Here is an 18,375-nt window from a genome sequence, read left to right on the forward strand (position 1 = left end):
TCTGAAATATTACAACACATCAGGAATTTAAAAGATCGTTTCCGGCTGAGGTTCTCAAAGCTTTACCGAATTTCCTCAGACCGTGCTGAATATTTTAATGGAGTAAATTTCCGACCTTTACGTTAAATAAAAACTATAAAAAAATGAAAAATATTTTCATAGTCCTATTGCTTATAAGCTTCTGCCCATTAAATGCCCAAAACTTCAAAGCCTACCAATTTTATGACCAAAAAGGAAAAGAAATAGACACAGATAAATTGGTCAGAAAACTGGCAGATTATGACGTGGTTTTCTTTGGTGAAAATCATAACAGCTCGATCAACCACTGGCTTCAGCTGAAAATTACAGAAGCCCTGCATCTTCAGAAAAACGGTCAGATCATTCTGGGTGCTGAAATGTTTGAAAGAGATAACCAGCCCCAGTTAAATCAATATCTGAATGGAAAATTTGATGCTAAAACCCTGAAAGATTCAGCGCGCTTATGGAACAATTATGCAACCGACTATCAGCCGCTGGTGGATTTTGCCAAAATACAAAAGCTGAATTTTATCGCTACCAATGTTCCCAGAAGATATGCTTCCCGGACTGCAAAAGAAGGTTTTGAATCTTTGAACAATTTAACCGAAAAAGATAAGAGATACATGGCCCGGCTGCCGATAAAAGTCACCCTGGACACACCGGGATATCCTGAAATGAAAGCCATGATGGGCGATCATGCAGACGGAACAAAAGTGATGAATTTTATTTCTGCCCAGGCCATAAAAGACGCGACAATGGCAGAATCTATTCTGAAAAACATCCAGCCCGGAAAAACGTTCATCCATTACAACGGAAACTATCACACCAAAGAGTTCGGAGGAATTTACTGGTATGTAAAACAGAAAAGTCCAAACCTGAAAATGGCTGTAATTTCTGTTTCTGAATCCGAAAATCCTGAACTGAACTTTCCGGAAAAAGACTATATCCCAACGGATTTCAATCTGATTATCCCGGCCGATATGACGAAAACATATTAGATAAAATGCCGCAGTGAAAACCGGTTGCCAGTGGCGGGAACTGTCGGTTAAGGACTTTTTCGAGGAAGAAGATGCCGCAGAATTAAGTGTACATCAGAAGAAAATCAAAAGATTTTTAAGAAGACTTTAGTGTACTTCTTTTGCTTAAAGTATATACTTTAATTAGCTTAAGTGTTTAGAAATCTCCTGGATTTCCTTTGTGGTCTAGTACAGACAACCACACGAAGGGATTCGTGCGGTAGCGGTGATAATAGAAAAGTTTAACAGCTTTATTATAAAAAAACCAATGGTTTTAACCGAAAACTATTGACATTAATTATATTTGTAAAAACATCCGTCAGGAAATGAAAAAATTATACCTTCTTTTTATACTTTTCATAGGGGTAATCAATGCTCAAAAGCTGACTCCCAATGAAATTGCCATCATCAGTCAGGGTGACATCAACACCGCACTACCGATTTATCAGACGACCGATCAAAACCAGCATAAAACCTTACTGAATCTTTCCACAGACATTGATCCGTTAGACAGAAACACGGCAGTTTTAGTCAAAAGAATGAAAGAATCCCTCCTGTCCACCGATGGTGGAGTTGGTATAGCTGCTCCTCAGGTCGGTATCAACAGGAAAATCATCTGGGTTCAGCGTTTTGACAAACCGGGGGAACCTTTGGAATATTTTATTAATCCGGTAATCGTCTGGAGATCGGAACTACAGAATCTTGGCCCTGAGGGAGATCTGTCGATTCCGGAATTCAGGGACCAGTTTTACAGAAGCAAAGTCATTCAGCTGGAATATGTGGATTTAAAAGGTCAGCAATATTCTGAGATCGTCGAAGGATTTACAGCAGTTATTTTCCAGCACGAAATCGACCACCTTTTCGGGATCTTAATCTCCGATAAAAAAGAAAAAGAAAAAAAAGACTCTTATCAGAAAGTAGATGCTTTTAAGAAAAGTGATTCGATGACGAGGTGATGAATATCTAAAATAAAATTTCTTAAAAGACGGCAATTCTGTTTGATTTTACAAAAAAAAATCTGCTTCGGGATGAAGCAGATTGGGTATTTTACAGAAAAACTGAGTCTTAGTTATTGGTCACAGACAGCTTCACTTCAATATTATTTCTTGTTGCATTGGAATACGGGCAGACTTCATGTGCTTTTTCCGTCAGCGCCTGTGCCTCTTCTATGGATACTCCGGGAATATTAACGTCCAGTTCCACAGCCAGTCCAAACCCTCCGTTGTCGATCTGGCCGATACCTACCTTTGCTGTCACGGTAGTTTCCCCGGTTTCTTTTTTCGATAGGCTGATCACCCGGTTTAATGCACTGTCGAAACAGGCTGAATATCCTGCCGCGAAAAGCATTTCAGGATTTGCAAAATCATCATTGGCCCCACCAAGGGCTTTAGGCATTCTTACTTCCAGATCAAGAACTCCGTTTTCACTTTTTACTTTACCGTTTCTGCCTCCCTGTGCAGTTACCTGGGTTGTATATAATGTTTTCATTTATTTTTCTATTTTACTTAATATTTTTTGTACACTTTCTTTCAGTCCGATCCAGTCTTCCGGAGTGACATCTACTTTGCGGTGAATCTTCTCAGGAATTTCACAAGCTTTCTGCTGAAGCGCTTTCCCGGATTCTGTGATGAATACCTCAACGACTCTTTCATCTTCTTTTTTTCTTTTCCGCTGGATAAATCCTTTAGCTTCCAGTCTCTTTAAAAGAGGGGTCAGCGTACCACTGTCCAAATATAACTTTTCCCCGATATGGTTCACGGCAAGACCGTCATTTTCCCAAAGGACCATCAACACAAGATATTGGGGGTACGTAATGTCCAGTTCATCAAGGAACGGACGGTAAAGCCCCGTGATTTCCTTTGCAATCACATAAAGAGGAAAACAAATCTGATTTTCCAGTTTTAAAGATTTAAATTTTTCCATAAGATTGAAAATGAAAGTTGATGAAATTTTATTTTTTAATGACGAATTCCTCCATCGGAATGCGGACCTTTTTCATGGAAGCCATCCAGTCGTTGTCCTGATCTCTGTAGCCTAGATACAGCAAACTTACACTTTTTAAACCTAATTCCTTTAAACCGAGAATTTCATCCACCACTTCATTGCTGAAACCTTCGGCAGGGGTACTGTCGATTTTCAGTTCTGCAGCCTGTGCCAGCGCAAGTCCTAATGCAATATAGGTCTGTCTTGCAGTGTGTGCAAAATGCTGTTCCGGCGTCTGGGCATCATACATTTCCTTGATTTTATCGGTATAGCTTCCGAAGCGGCCTCTTGGTAAGTCCCTTTCGTCTGTTGTATAATCGTATACCTTATCTATTTTTTCGTCAGAATAGCGGTCCCACGCTGCAAAAACCAATACGTGAGAACAATCTCTCATTACTTCAGGATTTAATGCACCCTGAACCATTTTTTCTTTCAGTTCCTGGTTTTCCACTACAATAACGCGGAAAGGCTGAAGTCCTGATGAGGTAGGAGCAAGTCTGGCTGCTTCAAGAATTTTATTTAAATCCTGTTCCGAAACTTTTTTTGTGGGGTCATAAGCTTTTACGGCGTGTCTCCAGTTTAAATTTTCTATTAACGACATTCTGTTTTTATTTTAATGTTTAACAATTTATTACTAATGATGATGAGTATGATGCAAATTTATTGCCAAATTTAATTGTGTGCAATTTAATTTTGTTAAAATTATTATAAATCTCAATATTAGACTGATTTTCAATGTAATAATAAGTTTGGTATAAAATATTATATGTTAATTAATAAAAGAACCTGCCATAACAAATGACAGGTTTATTTCTTTTTTTCAGTTAATCGCTTTCCGATTTACGACGAAATCTGCTACAATACTTACTTATTTACTCACGAGTTCCGCTTCAAAAACATCCGCAAAATGTTTCCTGATTTTAGCCTTAATATCCTCCATTTCCTCAGGAGTCAGGTCTCTCTCCAGTTCTCTTTTTAATGAAGTCACCTGTTTATCTTTAATTCCACACGGAACAATATATTCAAAATAGCGCATATCGGTATTTACATTCAGCGCAAAACCGTGTAACGTCACCCAACGGGAAGCTTTTACCCCCATTGCACAGATTTTCCGGGCATAGGGTTTCCCTACATCGAGCCAGACACCTGTTTCTCCGGGAGAACGTTCTCCATTTAATCCGTATTCTGCGATCGTTCTGATGATCACTTCTTCCAGATTTCGCATATATTTATGAATATCCGTAAAGAAATTTTCAAGATCCAGGATAGGGTATCCTACGATCTGTCCGTATCCGTGATAGGTAATGTCACCACCCCTGTTTACTTTTACAAAAGTAGCTTCTATCTCCTTAAGCTTATCGATGCCCGCCAGCATATTTTCTTCATGCCCGCTTTTTCCTAAAGTGTACACATGCGGATGCTCCACCAAAAGGAAGTGATTGGACGTTCTATGATGTTGTTCTTCAGGTAAATCGCGGTTTTTTATTTTGGTATCAATAATATCTTTCATCAGTTTTTCCTGATAATCCCATGAGGGCTGATATTCTTTTACGCCTAAATCTTCAAATTCTACTACTTTATTCTGATGTGTATTCATACCGTTTTTTGACACACAAATTTAGTGATTTTTATGCTTTTATGGAATGGACAAAATCTATGGCTTTTGTCTTCCAATCTCTATGGTTCAGTAAAATATTCACAAATGCCGTCCCGATGATGCCCCCGGCCGCTTTTTCCGTGACATTTTCAAAATCTTCTTTTGACTGGATTCCAAAACCGATCATCACCGGATTCCTGAGTGGAAGCGCAGCCAATCTTGAAAGGTAGTCTTCGTTTTTTAAAACAACATTTTTGTTTCCGGTGGTTGATGATGAGCTTACGGCATACAAAAACCCGGAGCTTAAAGAATCGAGGTACACGATTCTTTCATCGGAAGTCTCGGGAGTCACCAGAAAAGTAAAATTAAGATGGTACTTTTCTAAAATCTTCTGATAGGTTTTTTCAAACTCAATGGGTGGCAAATCAGGAATAATCAATCCCGAAACGCCGCTTTCGGAACATTCGCGACAGAAATTTTCGAATCCGAAGCTCAGAACAGGATTAATGTATCCCATTAAAATAACAGGAATTCTGAGTTCATTTTTAATGGCCTTAATCTGTGAAAGAAGTTTTTCGATGGTCATGCCGTTTTTTAAAGCCCTTTCGTGAGCCTGCGAAATAACCGGCCCGTCAGCAACAGGATCAGAATAAGGCATTCCGATTTCCATCATATCGGCTCCTGAATCCTGTATGAGTTTTATGATATCACCGGTGTCTTCGGCTTGAGGAATTCCTGCGGTGAAATATATATTCAGTTTTTTCATTTTGAATTGGATTGTTTTAGTTCTTTGAATGATCATCGTTTTCTTTTGGTGACCGGTATGCGATCCGGCTTGAACGGAGCTCTTTTTACGGAGCAAAGCGCAGTAAAAAAGCGGGAGTGGAAGACGGAATTTATCGCCCTGGCCCTACAGGTTTTTTAAATACGTCTCCATATCTTTATCTCCGCGGCCGCTTAAACAGATGACGACAACATCATTTTTGTTAAATTTCTTTTTGTCCAGAACAGCCAGGGCATGAGCGCTTTCCAGTGCGGGAATAATCCCTTCAGATTTTGTCAGTTCAAAAGCAGCTTTCAGGGCTTCATCATCATTGATGCTGAAAAATTCTGCACGCTTTTCCCTGAATAAATGGGCGTGGAAAGGTCCGATTCCCGGATAATCCAGTCCTGCTGAAATAGAATGGGGCTCGATCACCTGCCCGTCTCCTGTCTGCATCACCAGGCTTTTACTGCCATGAAGGACACCCAGCGTTCCCAGGAAGGTAGTGGCTGCGGATTTTCCGGAATCGATTCCGAAACCTCCGGCTTCCGCCGCAATGATTTTAACGTCTTTTTCATCTACAAAGTGATAAAAAGTACCGGCCGCATTGCTTCCGCCACCTACGCAGGCAATTACATAATCGGGATTGGCTCTTCCGGTCTGCTCATGAAGCTGTTTTTTTATTTCCTTTGAAATGACACTCTGAAACCGGGTCACCAAATCAGGGAAAGGATGCGGGCCAACCACGCTGCCGATGACATAGTGCGTGGTCACGGGATGGTTGATCCAGTCTTTTAAAGCTTCATTTACAGCATCTTTCAACGTCCTGGAGCCTGATGTTGCGGCGATGACTTCTGCGCCGAGCATTTTCATTCTTGCCACGTTGGGAGCCTGGCGCTGAATATCAATTTCACCCATATACACAATGCATTTCATCCCAAGAAGGGCACATGCGGTGGCGGTGGCAACCCCGTGCTGGCCGGCTCCGGTTTCTGCAATGATTCTGTTTTTTCCCAACCGTTTCGCCAGCAGAACCTGTCCCAGGGCATTATTGATTTTATGAGCACCGGTATGGTTCAGGTCTTCTCTTTTGAGATAGATCCGGGCACCGTATTTTTCGCTCAGGTTTTTTGAAAAATAAAGGGGCGTGGCCCGGCCAACATAATTTTTCAGCAGCTCCTGATATTCCTGCTGAAAATCTTCAGATTCGATAATCTCAAGGTAGTTTTTTTGCAATTCTTCTACGTTCGGATAAAGCATTTCAGGAATAAAAGCTCCTCCAAATTCTCCATAGTATCCGTGTTCATCGGGATTTTTATAATTCATATTAGTTCTGTTTTAAATCAATATTCTGAGGGAACGTGCAATGCCGTATTTTCATTAGTTATTTTCATCTTCTGATCTATTCTTACACTGTTCTATAAATAATAAGCTGTGCTGAAGCTGCTGCCCGGTGATCTGTCTGTTCTGAAAAAGAAATTGTATTTTTCCTGTGAGTTCTTCTAACAGGAGAACATCCGGTTTGGAATGATACATATTGACGGCGATTTCAAGATTATCAATCAGATAATAGGAGTCAAACTTTTCGTACAGACAGAAAATTTTACAGTACAGGATTCCGAAATCATATTTTACATGGGCTCTGACATTCGTATCCAATAGTTTATCGGCAATAATCACAAGGTAATAACTGTTCCATAAATGGATGGTGTCAAAGAAATACTGTATATCTTTTTCCGTGAATTTTTTTATGATTTTTATAAATTCCATTAATAAGCCATCGATAGATGCATATTTTAGGTCACGGCCGTTCTTAGAGATAAACGTATGTAGATGATCAACGTTTTCATGATCAAATTTTACCGGAAAAAAAGCTTTACGGACTGATTTTCTGATCAGTTTCAGGCTCCGTTTTAATTTTAAAAGTTTAATTTTTTTAGAATAATATTTTTTCAAAGTGTTTGTTTTTATGTTTTTACTAATGTGTTTTCGTGGCAGTCCGGAAGAAACAGGTACATCAGATCTGTTCCTGTGAGTATCTTATTCTGATAATTTCTTTAAATTTTCTTATCTGGTTTATATTTTTATTTCCGGGAGAACTTTCAAATTTAGAATTGATGTCTAATCCCAGAGGTTTTTGAGTTAGTTTATCCATATCGGAAACATTTTCTTCCGAAATTCCACCGCTTAAAAAGTAGGGCAGAGGAATTTCAGCACTGTTCAGCATGTTCCAGTCAAACCGCTGTCCTGTTCCGCCAAAAGCTTTTGAATCTGTATCAAAAAGCAGATAATCGATGTTTTTTGTCATCATCATTTCCGTTTCTGGTTTTTGCTTTCCGATCCGGATTACTTTTATAATTCCGGTTTTGGGACTTAGTTTTTCTCTCAATTCAGCAATAAAGTCCTCATTTTCATCACCATGAAGCTGTATGTAATTCAGAACGGCTTTTTTTGCTGTTTCTATGATGAATCCGACGGTTTCATTGACAAAAACACCGACTTTTCCCTGATGGTCAATCCTTGAAATCTCTTCAAAACTTAAATGATTCAGTACATACCGCGGTGATTTTTCATAAAAAATAAATCCTAAAAGATCGACTTTCATCAGGATGAGTTCCTGAATCTGATCTAAGACTGTTAATCCGCAGACTTTAAGCAGTTGCTTATGAGTTGATGTTTTGTTACTCATGGTTACAGATCTATTGCTTTGATATTGAAATATTTGACATGAATTCTTTAAAAGCTTCTGCCGGGTTTTTATTTTTCATAAAATATTCTCCCATCAGGAAACCGTCAAATCCTTTTTCCTTTAAATAGTTAAAATCTTCAATGCTGTAAATACCGCTTTCGGCGACCGACAGCATATGCTCCGGAAGCTGATTTTTTAAACGGACCGAATGCTGCAGATCAACCCTGAAATCTTTGAGGTTTCTGTTATTGATTCCCACCAGGTCAATTTCCGAATTGATATGTTGCAATTCTTCTTCTGTGTGAATTTCCAGTAACACTTCAAGGCCTAATTCGTGTGACAGACCTGTGAATTCGGTCACCTGCTGCGGAGAAAGACACGCTGCAATTAAAAGAATTACATCAGCTCCTATGCTTTTAGCTTCATACAGCTGGTACTCATCAATCATAAAATCTTTTCTCAAAACAGGAATACTGATATGATTTCTTACTCCTGAGAGATCTTCAGGACCTCCGCCGAAAAAATCATGATCCGTAAGGATGGAGACCCCGCTTGCTCCGAAATTTTCATAGACTGAAACCACTTCTAAGGGCTGCATCTGATCGTTGATCACTCCTTTTGAAGGGGATTTTCTTTTGAACTCTGCAATGATTCCGGTCCCGTTCTTAACGGAATCTTTCAGGGAAAGACCTGCTCTGTCAAAAAAATCGGAATCCCTTAATTTCTGAACGGAAACTTTTGATTTTGAAATGGTAATTTCCTCCCTTTTTCTCTGTATAATCAGATCTAAAATTGTCATTATTCTACGTGTGTTTTATTGGTTTCTCATGCTTTGTGAAGTAGTGCAGGATATTCGTGTAACGTACCACTTACTCCAGGAGAAGGTCCAGGCTTTTTAATGCTTTTCCGCTTTCGAGGCTTTCCTGTGCCAGCAGAAGACAGTCATCATAACTGCCAAACTTATGGGTGTTATACAATGCTACAGAAGCGTTGGCCAGAACCACGGAATTCTGTTGTTTTGTTCCTTTTCCTTCCAGAATGTTTCTGAAAATTTTTGCAGACTCCTGCATGGTTGCTCCCGCTTTTATACTTTCCGGAGAAACCCGGTCGAAACCTAAATCTTCAGAGGAATAGATCTGTTCTCCGGTTTTCGTGATGACCTTAGTATCATGGGTTAAGCTGATCTCGTCATAGCCGTCCAGACCGTGAACGATAATAAACTCTTGATCGTCTCTCTGAAGAAGATACTGGTAAATGCGTGCAATGTCCAGGTTGTAAACGCCAATCACTGAAACACGGGGTTTCGCGGGATTCACCAGCGGACCCAAAAGATTGAAGAACGTTCTTAATCCCAGAGCTTTTCGCAACAGACCAACAGATTGAAGGGCAGGATGAAAATAAGGCGCATGGAGGAAGCAGATATTTGCTTTTTCAAGATCAGCATTTAATTTTTCTGAATCATTTTTAAACTCATAACCCAGCTCTTCAAGAATATTTGATGAGCCGGCAGCCGTGGATGCCCCGTAATTTCCATGTTTGGTAACCTTTTGCCCCGCTCCGGCTACAATGAAACTTGTTAAGGTAGAGATGTTAATCGTATTTTTACCGTCGCCTCCGGTACCTACGATATCTATAGCATCACCGGAGTCTATATTCACCGGAACTGCCATCTGCAGAAGAGCCTCTCTGAAACCTTCCAGTTCCTTTAAGGTGATATTCCGCATCAGGAAAACGCTGATAAAAGCTGTTATTTCCATAGCATTGAATTTATTCTGGGCAATTTCAATCATGATGGCTTTCGCTTCAGATTTTGAAAGCGTATGATGATTAAAGAGGTACTGAAGTATTTCTTTCATTTGGGAAGTCTTTACGGGTGAGATAAGGTCGGATGTTTTCAATTGAGCAGAAAATTTTTAATGATAATTTCTCCGTCGGGAGTCAGGATGCTTTCGGGGTGAAACTGTACGCCGTGTACATCATAGGTTTTATGCTGCAGCGCCATAATCATTCCGTCTTTATCAACGGCAGTGATCTCGAGTTCCTCCGGGAAATTTTCAGGATTTACTGCCCAGCTGTGATATCTTCCCACTTCCATTCCGCTCGAAAGGTTTCTGAAAAGCTTGGTGTCATCTTTTATAAGATCTGTAGAAGTTGCTACGCCGTGAAAAATTTCAGAGAGATTGATTAAACTTCCTCCAAAAGCCTCTGCAATGGCCTGTTGACCGAGGCAAACCCCCAAAATACTTTTCGTAGGAGCATATTCCCTGATCAGATCTATTAAAATTCCTGCTTCTTCGGGAATTCCCGGACCCGGTGAAAGGATGATCTTGTCATATTTCCCGATTTCTTCCAGAGTGATTTCATCATTTCTCACCACATCAACGCTGACGTTAAGAATTCTTTCGATCATCTGAACCAAATTATAAGTAAAGCTGTCGTAATTGTCAAAAACGAGAACTTTGGTTGATGGTTTTATCGTATTTTTCATTTTATATTTTTATTAGTTAGCAACCAGTTTATCTGCTTTCTCTACCGCTTTCTTCAGCGCATTCAGCTTGTTATTGACTTCCTGCAGTTCATTTTCAGGATTGGACTTTGCCACCAGACCGGCACCTGCCTGGTAATACAGGGTGTTATTTTTACTTAAAAACGTTCTGATCATAATGGCCTGGTTGCAGTTTCCGTTTAAGCCGATGATTCCGATGCATCCGCCATAATAGCCGCGGGAATCTTTTTCATAGGTATTGATCAGCTGTAATGCTTTGTGCTTGGGAGCACCACTTAAGGTCCCCTGCGGAAATGTGGCGGCCATCATTTCAAAAGGACTGGTGTTTTCTTGAAGATCGGCAGTGACTTCACTTACCATATGGATGACATGGGAGAAAAGCTGTATCTCCTTTAGTTTTGTAACAGTCACATTCTTTCCCCGCTTTCCCAGATCATTTCTGGCCAGGTCTACCAGCATCGTATGTTCAGCGTTTTCTTTAGGATCATTCTTCAGTTCCTCAATAGACTGCAGATCGGTTTCGAAATGGCCTGTTCTTTTAAATGTTCCCGCAATCGGATGAATAACAGCCTTGTTATCTTTTATGATGAGCTGACTCTCAGGACTGGAGCCGAATAATTTGTAATTTCCATAGTCAAAGAAAAACAGGTATGGGGACGGATTGATATTTCTTAGAGCACGATACACATTAAACTCATCTCCCCGGAATTTTTGTTCAAACCGTCTGCTCAGCACCAGTTGAAAAACGTCGCCGCGCATACAGTGTTTCTGAGCTGTTTTCACCAGCTCGATATACTCTTCATCTGTTATATTTGAAGTTTCCTCACCTGTTTTTTCAAACGGGTAGATCACTGAATTCTGGTTTTTTATAAGGCTTTCCAGCAAATAGAGTTCAGATTTCAGTCCTTCGATCTGATTTTCAATGATGTGCATTTCATCGTTATAATGGTTAATGGCAATCACATACTGGTATAATCTGTATCGCAAAAGCGGAATCTCCACTTCCGGGCTCTGTGCTTTGAATGAGATGTTTTCAAAAAACTGGACGGCTTCAAAGCTGGTATATCCGAAAAGGCTCTGGGCAGTCTGTTCTGCAAAGTCCTCTGTTTTCTCACATTCAAAAATGCCGGAGAAATCATCAAATATATCGGAGATTTTGTGTTCAATAATAAATTGCTTAACCGGTTCCGAATTAGGGAGTTTTATTTCAAACTCATTTAAATTTTTAATTTCAATTCCTGCCACGGCATTGATGGCAATAAAGGAAAAGTTATTATCAATATTCTTAGCATCTGAACTTTCAAGAAGAATGGTGTCTCTGAATTTATCCCGGAGCTGCAGGTAGATGCTCATCGGCGTGTGAAGATCTCCCAACGTTTTTTTTGAAACGGTTTTTATTTTTATTTTCTTGTTAAACATTTGTTGTTTATTTTTTTTAATGGTGATGTACATAAAAAAAGACTTCAACGGCATCCGTCAAAGTCTTTATATAGTATTTATATTATCTCGTCGTTCTCTACTTAACAACATGACAATAACTTCAGACCCGACGAAGAGTTTGAAAGCCACCACCAATTATTGTTGCTCATTGTAAACATGTGACAAATTTAGATATTTTTTTAATACAAAACACAAATTTGACGAAATTAAAAAAACTTAAGTGTAATTTATAATTTTGTCCTGCGAATTATTCTTGATTTCTTTTATAAGTCTTTGTGAATTTCCCGCCCGATTCTTATACGCCTGATCTTTCAGTATGTGAATATTTCTGAAAATATTGTAAAGTGAACATTTGTCATGAGTTTAAAAGTTTATTTTTTATATTTTTGTGACAAATTAGAAAACAATGAAAAAAGTATTAGCAATTGCATTTATCGGAGGCTTATTGGTAGCGAACTGTTCAAAAAAACCTGATCATGATTTACAGGACAGCAACACGATGTTACCTGAGCCGGATGCACCTACCATGGTAGATTCCGCAGCTAAAAAACCGGATTCTGCCGCTATCAATGCCACACCGGCTCCGCAGGCTCCTAAAACCGATTCTGCAGCTGCGAAATAATGAAAAAACTATTTTTGACAGGATGCTTAGGTTTGCTGATATGTTCCTGTTCCAAAAAAGAAAATACGGCTAATGACACTACTGAAACTCCATCGGTTTCAGAGCCTGCACAGTCCAGTCTTTCAGGAGATCAGCTCATTGAAACATTAGACTGTTCAGGCTGTCATTCGGTAAATGAGAGAATGATAGGACCTTCCTACCGGGAGATCGCAGGAAAATATTCCCAAAAGGATATTGAGCTGCTGGCTTCCAAGATCATAGAAGGCGGAAGTGGTGTCTGGGGGAGCGTCCCTATGTCTGCTCATCCTCAGGTATCTAAAGAAGATGCAAAGAAAATGGTAGAGTACATTTTAAGTCAGAAAAAATAAAAATGACTCCCGAAAAATCCAGTCTGCACACAAGAAATTTACATCGCAATCCATATGATTTTGATCGGCTTGTTTCTTGTGTGCCGGAACTGAAACATTACGTTTTTGAGAATGCTTACGGAACAACAACCATTAATTTCAGCATTCCGAAAGCCGTAAAACTGCTGAATAAAGCCTTATTACAACATTTTTACCATATTCAGGAATGGGATATCCCGGATTCTAATCTATGTCCGCCTATTCCGGGACGTGCAGATTATATTCATTATATAGCTGATCTTTTAGCAGATCAACCGAAAGAAATTCCTGTTGGATCATCCGTCCAGGGTCTGGATATAGGAGTGGGAGCCAATCTGGTGTATCCTCTGTTGGCTCACAGGTCTTATGGCTGGAAAATGCTGGGCTCGGACATTAATCTGGATTCTTTAGAAAATGCGCAAAGGATTCTAGATCATAACCCTGATCTGGAGTCTTTTGTACAATTGAAAAAGCAACCGGATTCTGATTTTATCTTCAGAAATATTATTGAGCCGGGAGATAAGTTCGCCTTTACCATGTGCAATCCCCCTTTTCATGATTCTGAACAATCTGCACTGAAAGGCAATATCAGGAAAACAAAAAATATTAATAAATCCAAAGTTCAGAAACCCCTGCTTAATTTTGGCGGTCAACAGTCTGAACTGTGGTGCGAAGGCGGTGAACTGGGTTTTATTTCAGGAATGATTAATGAGAGTGCTCTCTTTTCATCACAGGTTCTCTGGTTTACCTGCCTGGTTTCTAAAAAAGAGAATCTCTATAAATTAACCCAACTTTTGCAAAAAGCAAAAGCTCTGGAATTTAAAACTGTTGATATGGCTCAGGGCCAGAAAATCAGCAGGATGCTGGCCTGGACATTCATTCCCCAAAAAGACAGGAAATCCTGGTTGATATAAATTCCAAATATTTATTTCAGAAAAATTATTTTTCTTAAAAAAGTCATTGACCGTCAGTTCAAAATCACTAATTTTGCACGTTATTTTAAATAAATACGATGCAATTATCAGAACAAGAAATCATTAGAAGAGAAAAGCTGAACAAGCTTACTGAAATGGGGATTAATGCGTTCCCTGCGGATGAGTATACCCTTACAGATACTACAGAATCTATAAAACAGGACTTCACAGAAAGTAAACAGGTGAAGATCGCTGGTAGATTGATGTCCCGCAGAATTCAGGGAAAAGCTTCTTTTGCTGAATTGCAGGATTCTACAGGCAGAATCCAGGTGTATTTCAACAGAGATGAGATCTGTACAGGTGAAGACAAGACTTTATATAATGAAGTATACAAGCACCTTTTAGATATAGGAGATATTATCGGTATTGAAGGGGAACTCTTCACTACTCAGGTTGGTGAGAAGACCGTTTTGGTGAAAAACTTCACCCTATTAACGAAAGCTTTAAGACCTCTCCCTCAGGCAAAAACAGATGATAATGGTGTGGTACATGACGGTTTCAATGATCCTGAAATGAGATACAGACAGCGTTATGTAGATTTAACGGTAAACCCGCACGTAAAAGAAGTTTTTGTAAAGAGAACAAAACTGTTCAATGCAATGAGGACTTTCTTTAATGATGCAGGATATTTTGAGGTGGAAACACCGATCTTACAGTCGATTCCGGGAGGAGCCGCTGCAAGACCTTTTATCACGCATCACAATGCCCTGGATATCCCTTTGTATTTAAGAATCGCGAACGAATTATATCTGAAAAGACTGATCGTAGGTGGTTTTGACGGAGTTTATGAGTTCTCAAAAAATTTCAGAAATGAAGGAATGGACAGAACGCATAACCCTGAATTTACAGCCATGGAAATCTATGTCGCCTATAAAGATTACAACTGGATGATGGATTTCACAGAAAAATTACTGGAATTCTGTGCCATTCAGGTTAACGGAACGACAAAAGCGACCTTTGGTGAATATGAAGTTGATTTCAAAGCCCCTTACGAAAGAATCTCCATGACAGATGCCATCCTGAAATTTACAGGTTTTGATATCACAGGGAAGACAGAGCAGGAATTATTCGATTTTGCCAAATCCATCGGCATTGAGGTGAATGAAACGATGGGTAAAGGGAAATTAATTGATGAGATCTTCGGTGAAAAATGTGAAGGAAACTTTATTCAGCCGACTTTCATTACAGATTATCCCATCGAAATGTCACCGCTTACTAAAAAACACAGAAGCAAGGAAGGTCTTACAGAACGTTTTGAATTAATGGTATGTGGTAAAGAAATCGCCAATGCCTATTCCGAGCTTAATGATCCGATCGATCAGAGAGAGCGTTTTGAAGATCAGCTGAAGTTATCTGAAAAAGGAGATGATGAAGCAGGGCAATTTATCGATGAAGATTTCTTAAGAGCTCTTGAATACGGAATGCCGCCGACATCAGGTTTAGGCATAGGAATGGACCGACTGATCATGTTTTTAACGGATAATGCCTCCATTCAGGAAGTTTTATTCTTCCCGCAGATGAAGCCTGAAAAAGCGGTTCCTCAGATTGAACTGGGTGAAGATGAAAAAATAATCCTTGACATTCTGAAATCAGGAGATCAGGTTGCTTTGGCTGAAGTAAAAGACCAATCTAAACTTTCAGGTAAAAAATGGGACAAAGCTTCAAAAACTTTAACGAAGAATAATCTGGTTAAAGTAGAGAAAATTGAAGAGAACGTTTTTATGAAACTGGTTTAACTTAAACAAATCATATTACAGGACTGCCGGAAGGCAGTCTTTTTCTATTATCATTATCCAGTGATAAGATGCGATCCTATACTATTTACCCGGAATTTGAATATTAAATATTGAGAATGGTATGTGCTAAAACTATTCACAAATAAGAAAACTCGCAGAAGTATTAAAAAGGCCGTTCAACAACCAGTTGAACGGCCTTTTTTCATTAGATATCTATTTCCTCAGTTTACTGAACGACGCCATTAAATAAAACAGAAACGGAAGGATAAACAGTGATCCCAGCATAAGAGCCCACGCCAGCGCAGAAATTGTCTTAGGTGCCGCTACATGTTCCAGCAGTGATAGATGCTGTCCGTTGGCAAAAAGAATAATATTAGGATTATGCTGATAGGTTGCCGCAACAAGAATCATAATAATCTGAAATCCGGCCAGGGCTCTCACCGGAAGTAATTTCCGGGTATTCATCGCTTTTAAGATTAAAACTAAACAGACGGTGGCAAAGACCGTAGCCATTATTCCCAGCGGCTTTGAAAATACCCACATCAGTAAAGGAATATCCGAAATATAAGCAGTGAAAAATACCAGAATTCCGGTGATCACAACGAAGATCATCGTTTGTTTCGATTTTTTGATCATCAGGTTAAGTTCCAGGCGGTCTGTGGTTTCCCGTAATGCAAATACAGACGCCAGATAGGCACAGATAGACACTGTAAACAGTCCCACTGATACACCAAACCAATTCAGCCAGCTGAAAATATATAAATCTAAAAAACCGGTGGCATCCGGATCGATCGAATGTGAAATCGTTGCTGCAGCAATCAAACCCAAAAAAAATGGAGTCAGTAAACTTGAAAAATAAAAGATCTGTGTATACACCACCTGCCAGTCATCCTTTACAGCATCATAATGCCTGAACGTAAAAGCAGTTCCTCTCGCAATAATTCCGACAAGCATTAAAACCAGAGGGATATGAAGATAGGTTGACAGGGTAGTATAAATTTCGGGAAAACCGACAAAAAGAATAACAATAGCAATGATCAGCCACATATGATTAGCCTCCCAAACCGGAGCGATTGACTCATACATGATTTCTTTAGTTTTACCACGCGATTTTTTTTGCGTAAAAAGTTCTACAATTCCGGCTCCGAAATCCGCACCGCCCAATATCACATATAAGCATATCGACAGCCAGAGAAAGCCAATAACTACGTAAATCATGATTTTTTATTTTTGGAGTTAAACTGAGGATCGGTAGGGTCATACAATCTTGGAACCATCTGTATCTGCCGTGTCAATAAGAAAATGATAATAAGTGATAAAGAAATAAATACCGCCGTGAAGAAGTAAAATGAATACTGTATTCCGGGCATCGGGGTTACGGCATCAACAGTTCTCATAATCCCGTAGATGATCCAGGGCTGCCGTCCCACTTCCGTTACGGTCCATCCCGCTTCCAGAGCAATATATCCAAAAGGAGTAGCGATTAAAAAAGTTTTTAAAAGCCAGTTTTTGCTCAGCCATTCTTTTCTGAAAAAAGCAGCATAGACATAAACGGCCCCGATCATAATCATCACCACTCCAAAAAAGATCATAATCTGAAACGCATAATGCACAACAGGAACAGGAGGCCATTCATCTCGTGGAAACTCTTTCAGTCCTTTTACTTCATGATTAAAATCATTGGCCACCAAAAAACTGAGAACTTTCGGAATTTTGAGTGCGTAATTTATTTCTCCTTTTTCTACGTCTGGAATTCCTCCAATAACAAAAGAGGCGCCTTTCTCTGTTTCAAAATGCGCTTCCATGGCTGCCAGTTTGATCGGTTGTCTCTCTGCAACAGATTTTGCGGCAATATCACCGCTTAAAGGCGCTCCAAAAGCTCCGATTAAAGCAAATCCTGCGGCAATCCTGAATGCTTTGGTGTGAAATTCCACATTCTTTTTCCTCATAATTAAGTAGGCATGTACACCCGCTACGGCAAATCCCGTTGCACAAAAGGCCGCTACACTCATATGAAGAGCCTGGGGAAACCAGGCATCATTAAACATTGCTTTGATAGGATCTATATTTAAGTACTGTCCGTTTATATAATCAAAACCGGCCGGAGAATTCATCCATGCATTGGCTGCCACAACCAATATTCCTGAGGCCAGTCCGCTTAACCCCACCAGAAATCCGCAAAACCAGTGAAACCATTTATTAAATTTATCCCAGCCGTACAGGAAAAATCCGATGGCTATGGCTTCAATAAAAAAAGCAGTTCCTTCCAAAGAAAACGGCATTCCGAAAATAGGACCTGCATGTTTCATGAAGGCAGGCCACAGAAGCCCCAGCTCAAAAGAAAGCATGGTTCCGGAAACGGCCCCTACGGCAAAAAGGATCGCAACACCTTTGCTCCAGGCTTTCGTGAGCCCTTTGTAAATTTCGTTGTTGGTTTTAAGATATTTCCAGTGGGCAAATGCCATTAAAAAGGGCATCACCATACCCACACAGGAGAATATGATATGAAACCCGAGGGACATGGCCATTTGTGCCCGGGCAGCTAAAAAATCATCCATACTATTCACTTTTGAGTAATAAATTTACGTATAAATTATTCATGTCCGGTATGATTTACAACAGCAATGATTTAAATCTTAGGTTTT

At 39.7% G+C, this 18,375-nt stretch carries 20 protein-coding genes; 6 read left to right on the forward strand and 14 right to left on the reverse strand.

All coding sequences use genetic code 11. The annotated features are described in order from the left end of the window. Positions 1 to 143 precede the first annotated feature (143 nt). Both ODZ84_RS21485 and ODZ84_RS21490 read left to right on the forward strand, forming a co-directional pair. Positions 144 to 1,016, forward strand: a complete 873-nt coding sequence (locus ODZ84_RS21485) for a ChaN family lipoprotein (protein WP_266174485.1) — start codon at positions 144 to 146, stop codon at positions 1,014 to 1,016. Positions 1,017 to 1,360: 344 nt separating this feature from the next. Then, positions 1,361 to 1,990 carry a peptide deformylase gene (locus ODZ84_RS21490; RefSeq protein ID WP_266174486.1) on the forward strand — a complete coding sequence of 210 codons (630 nt, stop codon included), beginning with the start codon at positions 1,361 to 1,363 and terminating at the stop codon, positions 1,988 to 1,990. Between the two features lie 109 nt (positions 1,991 to 2,099). On the opposite strand, the gene ODZ84_RS21495 is transcribed toward ODZ84_RS21490, so the two are convergent. The 12 genes from ODZ84_RS21495 to ODZ84_RS21550 form a co-directional block, all read right to left on the reverse strand. Beyond that, on the reverse strand, positions 2,100 to 2,522 hold the full coding sequence (locus tag ODZ84_RS21495; protein ID WP_266174487.1) for an organic hydroperoxide resistance protein: 423 nt from the start codon (positions 2,520 to 2,522) through the stop codon (positions 2,100 to 2,102). Beyond that, on the reverse strand, positions 2,523 to 2,957 hold the full coding sequence (locus ODZ84_RS21500; RefSeq protein WP_266174488.1) for a MarR family winged helix-turn-helix transcriptional regulator: 435 nt from the start codon (positions 2,955 to 2,957) through the stop codon (positions 2,523 to 2,525). A gap of 28 nt (positions 2,958 to 2,985) precedes the next feature. Then, positions 2,986 to 3,618, reverse strand: coding sequence for a nitroreductase family protein (locus ODZ84_RS21505; RefSeq protein WP_266174489.1), 633 nt, complete (start codon positions 3,616 to 3,618; stop codon positions 2,986 to 2,988). A 267-nt stretch (positions 3,619 to 3,885) separates the two neighbouring features. Continuing rightward, positions 3,886 to 4,614 carry a lipoyl(octanoyl) transferase LipB gene (gene lipB, locus ODZ84_RS21510; RefSeq protein WP_266174490.1) on the reverse strand — a complete coding sequence of 243 codons (729 nt, stop codon included), beginning with the start codon at positions 4,612 to 4,614 and terminating at the stop codon, positions 3,886 to 3,888. A gap of 31 nt (positions 4,615 to 4,645) precedes the next feature. Next, a complete protein-coding gene (gene trpA, locus ODZ84_RS21515; protein ID WP_266174491.1) occupies positions 4,646 to 5,380 on the reverse strand; it encodes a tryptophan synthase subunit alpha in 735 nt (244 codons plus the stop codon). Positions 5,381 to 5,524: 144 nt separating this feature from the next. Further along, the gene (gene trpB / locus ODZ84_RS21520) at positions 5,525 to 6,703 is read right to left on the reverse strand and encodes a tryptophan synthase subunit beta (RefSeq protein ID WP_266174492.1); all 1,179 of its coding nucleotides are present in this window, start codon (positions 6,701 to 6,703) and stop codon (positions 5,525 to 5,527) included. 54 nt (positions 6,704 to 6,757) lie between these two features. After that, the gene (locus ODZ84_RS21525; RefSeq protein ID WP_266174493.1) at positions 6,758 to 7,333 is read right to left on the reverse strand and encodes a hypothetical protein; all 576 of its coding nucleotides are present in this window, start codon (positions 7,331 to 7,333) and stop codon (positions 6,758 to 6,760) included. A gap of 61 nt (positions 7,334 to 7,394) precedes the next feature. Continuing rightward, positions 7,395 to 8,066, reverse strand: a complete 672-nt coding sequence (locus ODZ84_RS21530) for a phosphoribosylanthranilate isomerase (RefSeq protein ID WP_266174494.1) — start codon at positions 8,064 to 8,066, stop codon at positions 7,395 to 7,397. Positions 8,067 to 8,076: 10 nt separating this feature from the next. After that, entirely contained in the window at positions 8,077 to 8,865 is a 789-nt protein-coding gene (gene trpC / locus ODZ84_RS21535; protein WP_266174496.1) for an indole-3-glycerol phosphate synthase TrpC, read from the reverse strand. Between the two features lie 70 nt (positions 8,866 to 8,935). Beyond that, positions 8,936 to 9,922, reverse strand: coding sequence for an anthranilate phosphoribosyltransferase (gene trpD, locus ODZ84_RS21540; protein WP_266174498.1), 987 nt, complete (start codon positions 9,920 to 9,922; stop codon positions 8,936 to 8,938). Positions 9,923 to 9,960: 38 nt separating this feature from the next. Then, positions 9,961 to 10,554, reverse strand: coding sequence for an anthranilate synthase component II (locus ODZ84_RS21545; protein ID WP_266174499.1), 594 nt, complete (start codon positions 10,552 to 10,554; stop codon positions 9,961 to 9,963). Between the two features lie 12 nt (positions 10,555 to 10,566). Beyond that, the gene (locus ODZ84_RS21550) at positions 10,567 to 11,991 is read right to left on the reverse strand and encodes an anthranilate synthase component I family protein (RefSeq protein ID WP_266174502.1); all 1,425 of its coding nucleotides are present in this window, start codon (positions 11,989 to 11,991) and stop codon (positions 10,567 to 10,569) included. 427 nt (positions 11,992 to 12,418) lie between these two features. Between ODZ84_RS21550 and ODZ84_RS21555 the strand changes: the two genes are divergently transcribed. From ODZ84_RS21555 to lysS, 4 genes are all read left to right on the forward strand, one after another. Continuing rightward, entirely contained in the window at positions 12,419 to 12,634 is a 216-nt protein-coding gene (locus ODZ84_RS21555) for a hypothetical protein (RefSeq protein WP_266174504.1), read from the forward strand. Then, entirely contained in the window at positions 12,634 to 13,002 is a 369-nt protein-coding gene (locus ODZ84_RS21560; protein WP_266174505.1) for a c-type cytochrome, read from the forward strand. The genes ODZ84_RS21555 and ODZ84_RS21560 overlap by 1 nt, the downstream gene beginning before the upstream one ends. A gap of 2 nt (positions 13,003 to 13,004) precedes the next feature. Continuing rightward, positions 13,005 to 13,934 (forward strand): 23S rRNA (adenine(1618)-N(6))-methyltransferase RlmF, encoded by a 930-nt coding sequence (gene rlmF, locus ODZ84_RS21565; RefSeq protein ID WP_266174506.1) that lies wholly within the window; start codon positions 13,005 to 13,007, stop codon positions 13,932 to 13,934. 98 nt (positions 13,935 to 14,032) lie between these two features. Then, entirely contained in the window at positions 14,033 to 15,730 is a 1,698-nt protein-coding gene (gene lysS / locus ODZ84_RS21570) for a lysine--tRNA ligase (protein ID WP_266174507.1), read from the forward strand. Positions 15,731 to 15,943: 213 nt separating this feature from the next. On the opposite strand, the gene ODZ84_RS21575 is transcribed toward lysS, so the two are convergent. Both ODZ84_RS21575 and ODZ84_RS21580 read right to left on the reverse strand, forming a co-directional pair. After that, positions 15,944 to 16,948, reverse strand: coding sequence for a cytochrome d ubiquinol oxidase subunit II (locus ODZ84_RS21575; protein WP_266174509.1), 1,005 nt, complete (start codon positions 16,946 to 16,948; stop codon positions 15,944 to 15,946). After that, positions 16,945 to 18,288 (reverse strand): cytochrome ubiquinol oxidase subunit I, encoded by a 1,344-nt coding sequence (locus ODZ84_RS21580; protein ID WP_266174510.1) that lies wholly within the window; start codon positions 18,286 to 18,288, stop codon positions 16,945 to 16,947. The genes ODZ84_RS21575 and ODZ84_RS21580 overlap by 4 nt, the downstream gene beginning before the upstream one ends. Positions 18,289 to 18,375 lie beyond the last annotated feature (87 nt).

Origin of the sequence: Chryseobacterium fluminis (assembly GCF_026314945.1) — a bacterium.
Classification (GTDB): Bacteria; Bacteroidota; Bacteroidia; order Flavobacteriales; family Weeksellaceae; genus Chryseobacterium; species Chryseobacterium fluminis.

Bases quoted from the DNA above. Each gene is read 5' to 3' on its own strand.
- ODZ84_RS21490 (WP_266174486.1), top strand. From the start codon at position 1,361: ATGAAAAAATTATACCTTCTTTTTATACTTTTCATAGGGGTAATCAAT.
- ODZ84_RS21500 (WP_266174488.1), bottom strand. From the start codon at position 2,957: ATGGAAAAATTTAAATCTTTAAAACTGGAAAATCAGATTTGTTTTCCT.
- trpA (WP_266174491.1), bottom strand. From the start codon at position 5,380: ATGAAAAAACTGAATATATATTTCACCGCAGGAATTCCTCAAGCCGAA.
- ODZ84_RS21560 (WP_266174505.1), top strand. From the start codon at position 12,634: ATGAAAAAACTATTTTTGACAGGATGCTTAGGTTTGCTGATATGTTCC.
- ODZ84_RS21495 (WP_266174487.1), bottom strand. From the start codon at position 2,522: ATGAAAACATTATATACAACCCAGGTAACTGCACAGGGAGGCAGAAAC.
- ODZ84_RS21575 (WP_266174509.1), bottom strand. From the start codon at position 16,948: ATGATTTACGTAGTTATTGGCTTTCTCTGGCTGTCGATATGCTTATAT.
- ODZ84_RS21545 (WP_266174499.1), bottom strand. From the start codon at position 10,554: ATGAAAAATACGATAAAACCATCAACCAAAGTTCTCGTTTTTGACAAT.
- ODZ84_RS21485 (WP_266174485.1), top strand. From the start codon at position 144: ATGAAAAATATTTTCATAGTCCTATTGCTTATAAGCTTCTGCCCATTA.
- trpC (WP_266174496.1), bottom strand. From the start codon at position 8,865: ATGACAATTTTAGATCTGATTATACAGAGAAAAAGGGAGGAAATTACC.
- ODZ84_RS21550 (WP_266174502.1), bottom strand. From the start codon at position 11,991: ATGTTTAACAAGAAAATAAAAATAAAAACCGTTTCAAAAAAAACGTTG.
- trpD (WP_266174498.1), bottom strand. From the start codon at position 9,922: ATGAAAGAAATACTTCAGTACCTCTTTAATCATCATACGCTTTCAAAA.
- ODZ84_RS21580 (WP_266174510.1), bottom strand. From the start codon at position 18,288: ATGGATGATTTTTTAGCTGCCCGGGCACAAATGGCCATGTCCCTCGGG.
- rlmF (WP_266174506.1), top strand. From the start codon at position 13,005: ATGACTCCCGAAAAATCCAGTCTGCACACAAGAAATTTACATCGCAAT.
- ODZ84_RS21555 (WP_266174504.1), top strand. From the start codon at position 12,419: ATGAAAAAAGTATTAGCAATTGCATTTATCGGAGGCTTATTGGTAGCG.
- lipB (WP_266174490.1), bottom strand. From the start codon at position 4,614: ATGAATACACATCAGAATAAAGTAGTAGAATTTGAAGATTTAGGCGTA.
- ODZ84_RS21505 (WP_266174489.1), bottom strand. From the start codon at position 3,618: ATGTCGTTAATAGAAAATTTAAACTGGAGACACGCCGTAAAAGCTTAT.
- lysS (WP_266174507.1), top strand. From the start codon at position 14,033: ATGCAATTATCAGAACAAGAAATCATTAGAAGAGAAAAGCTGAACAAG.
- ODZ84_RS21530 (WP_266174494.1), bottom strand. From the start codon at position 8,066: ATGAGTAACAAAACATCAACTCATAAGCAACTGCTTAAAGTCTGCGGA.
- trpB (WP_266174492.1), bottom strand. From the start codon at position 6,703: ATGAATTATAAAAATCCCGATGAACACGGATACTATGGAGAATTTGGA.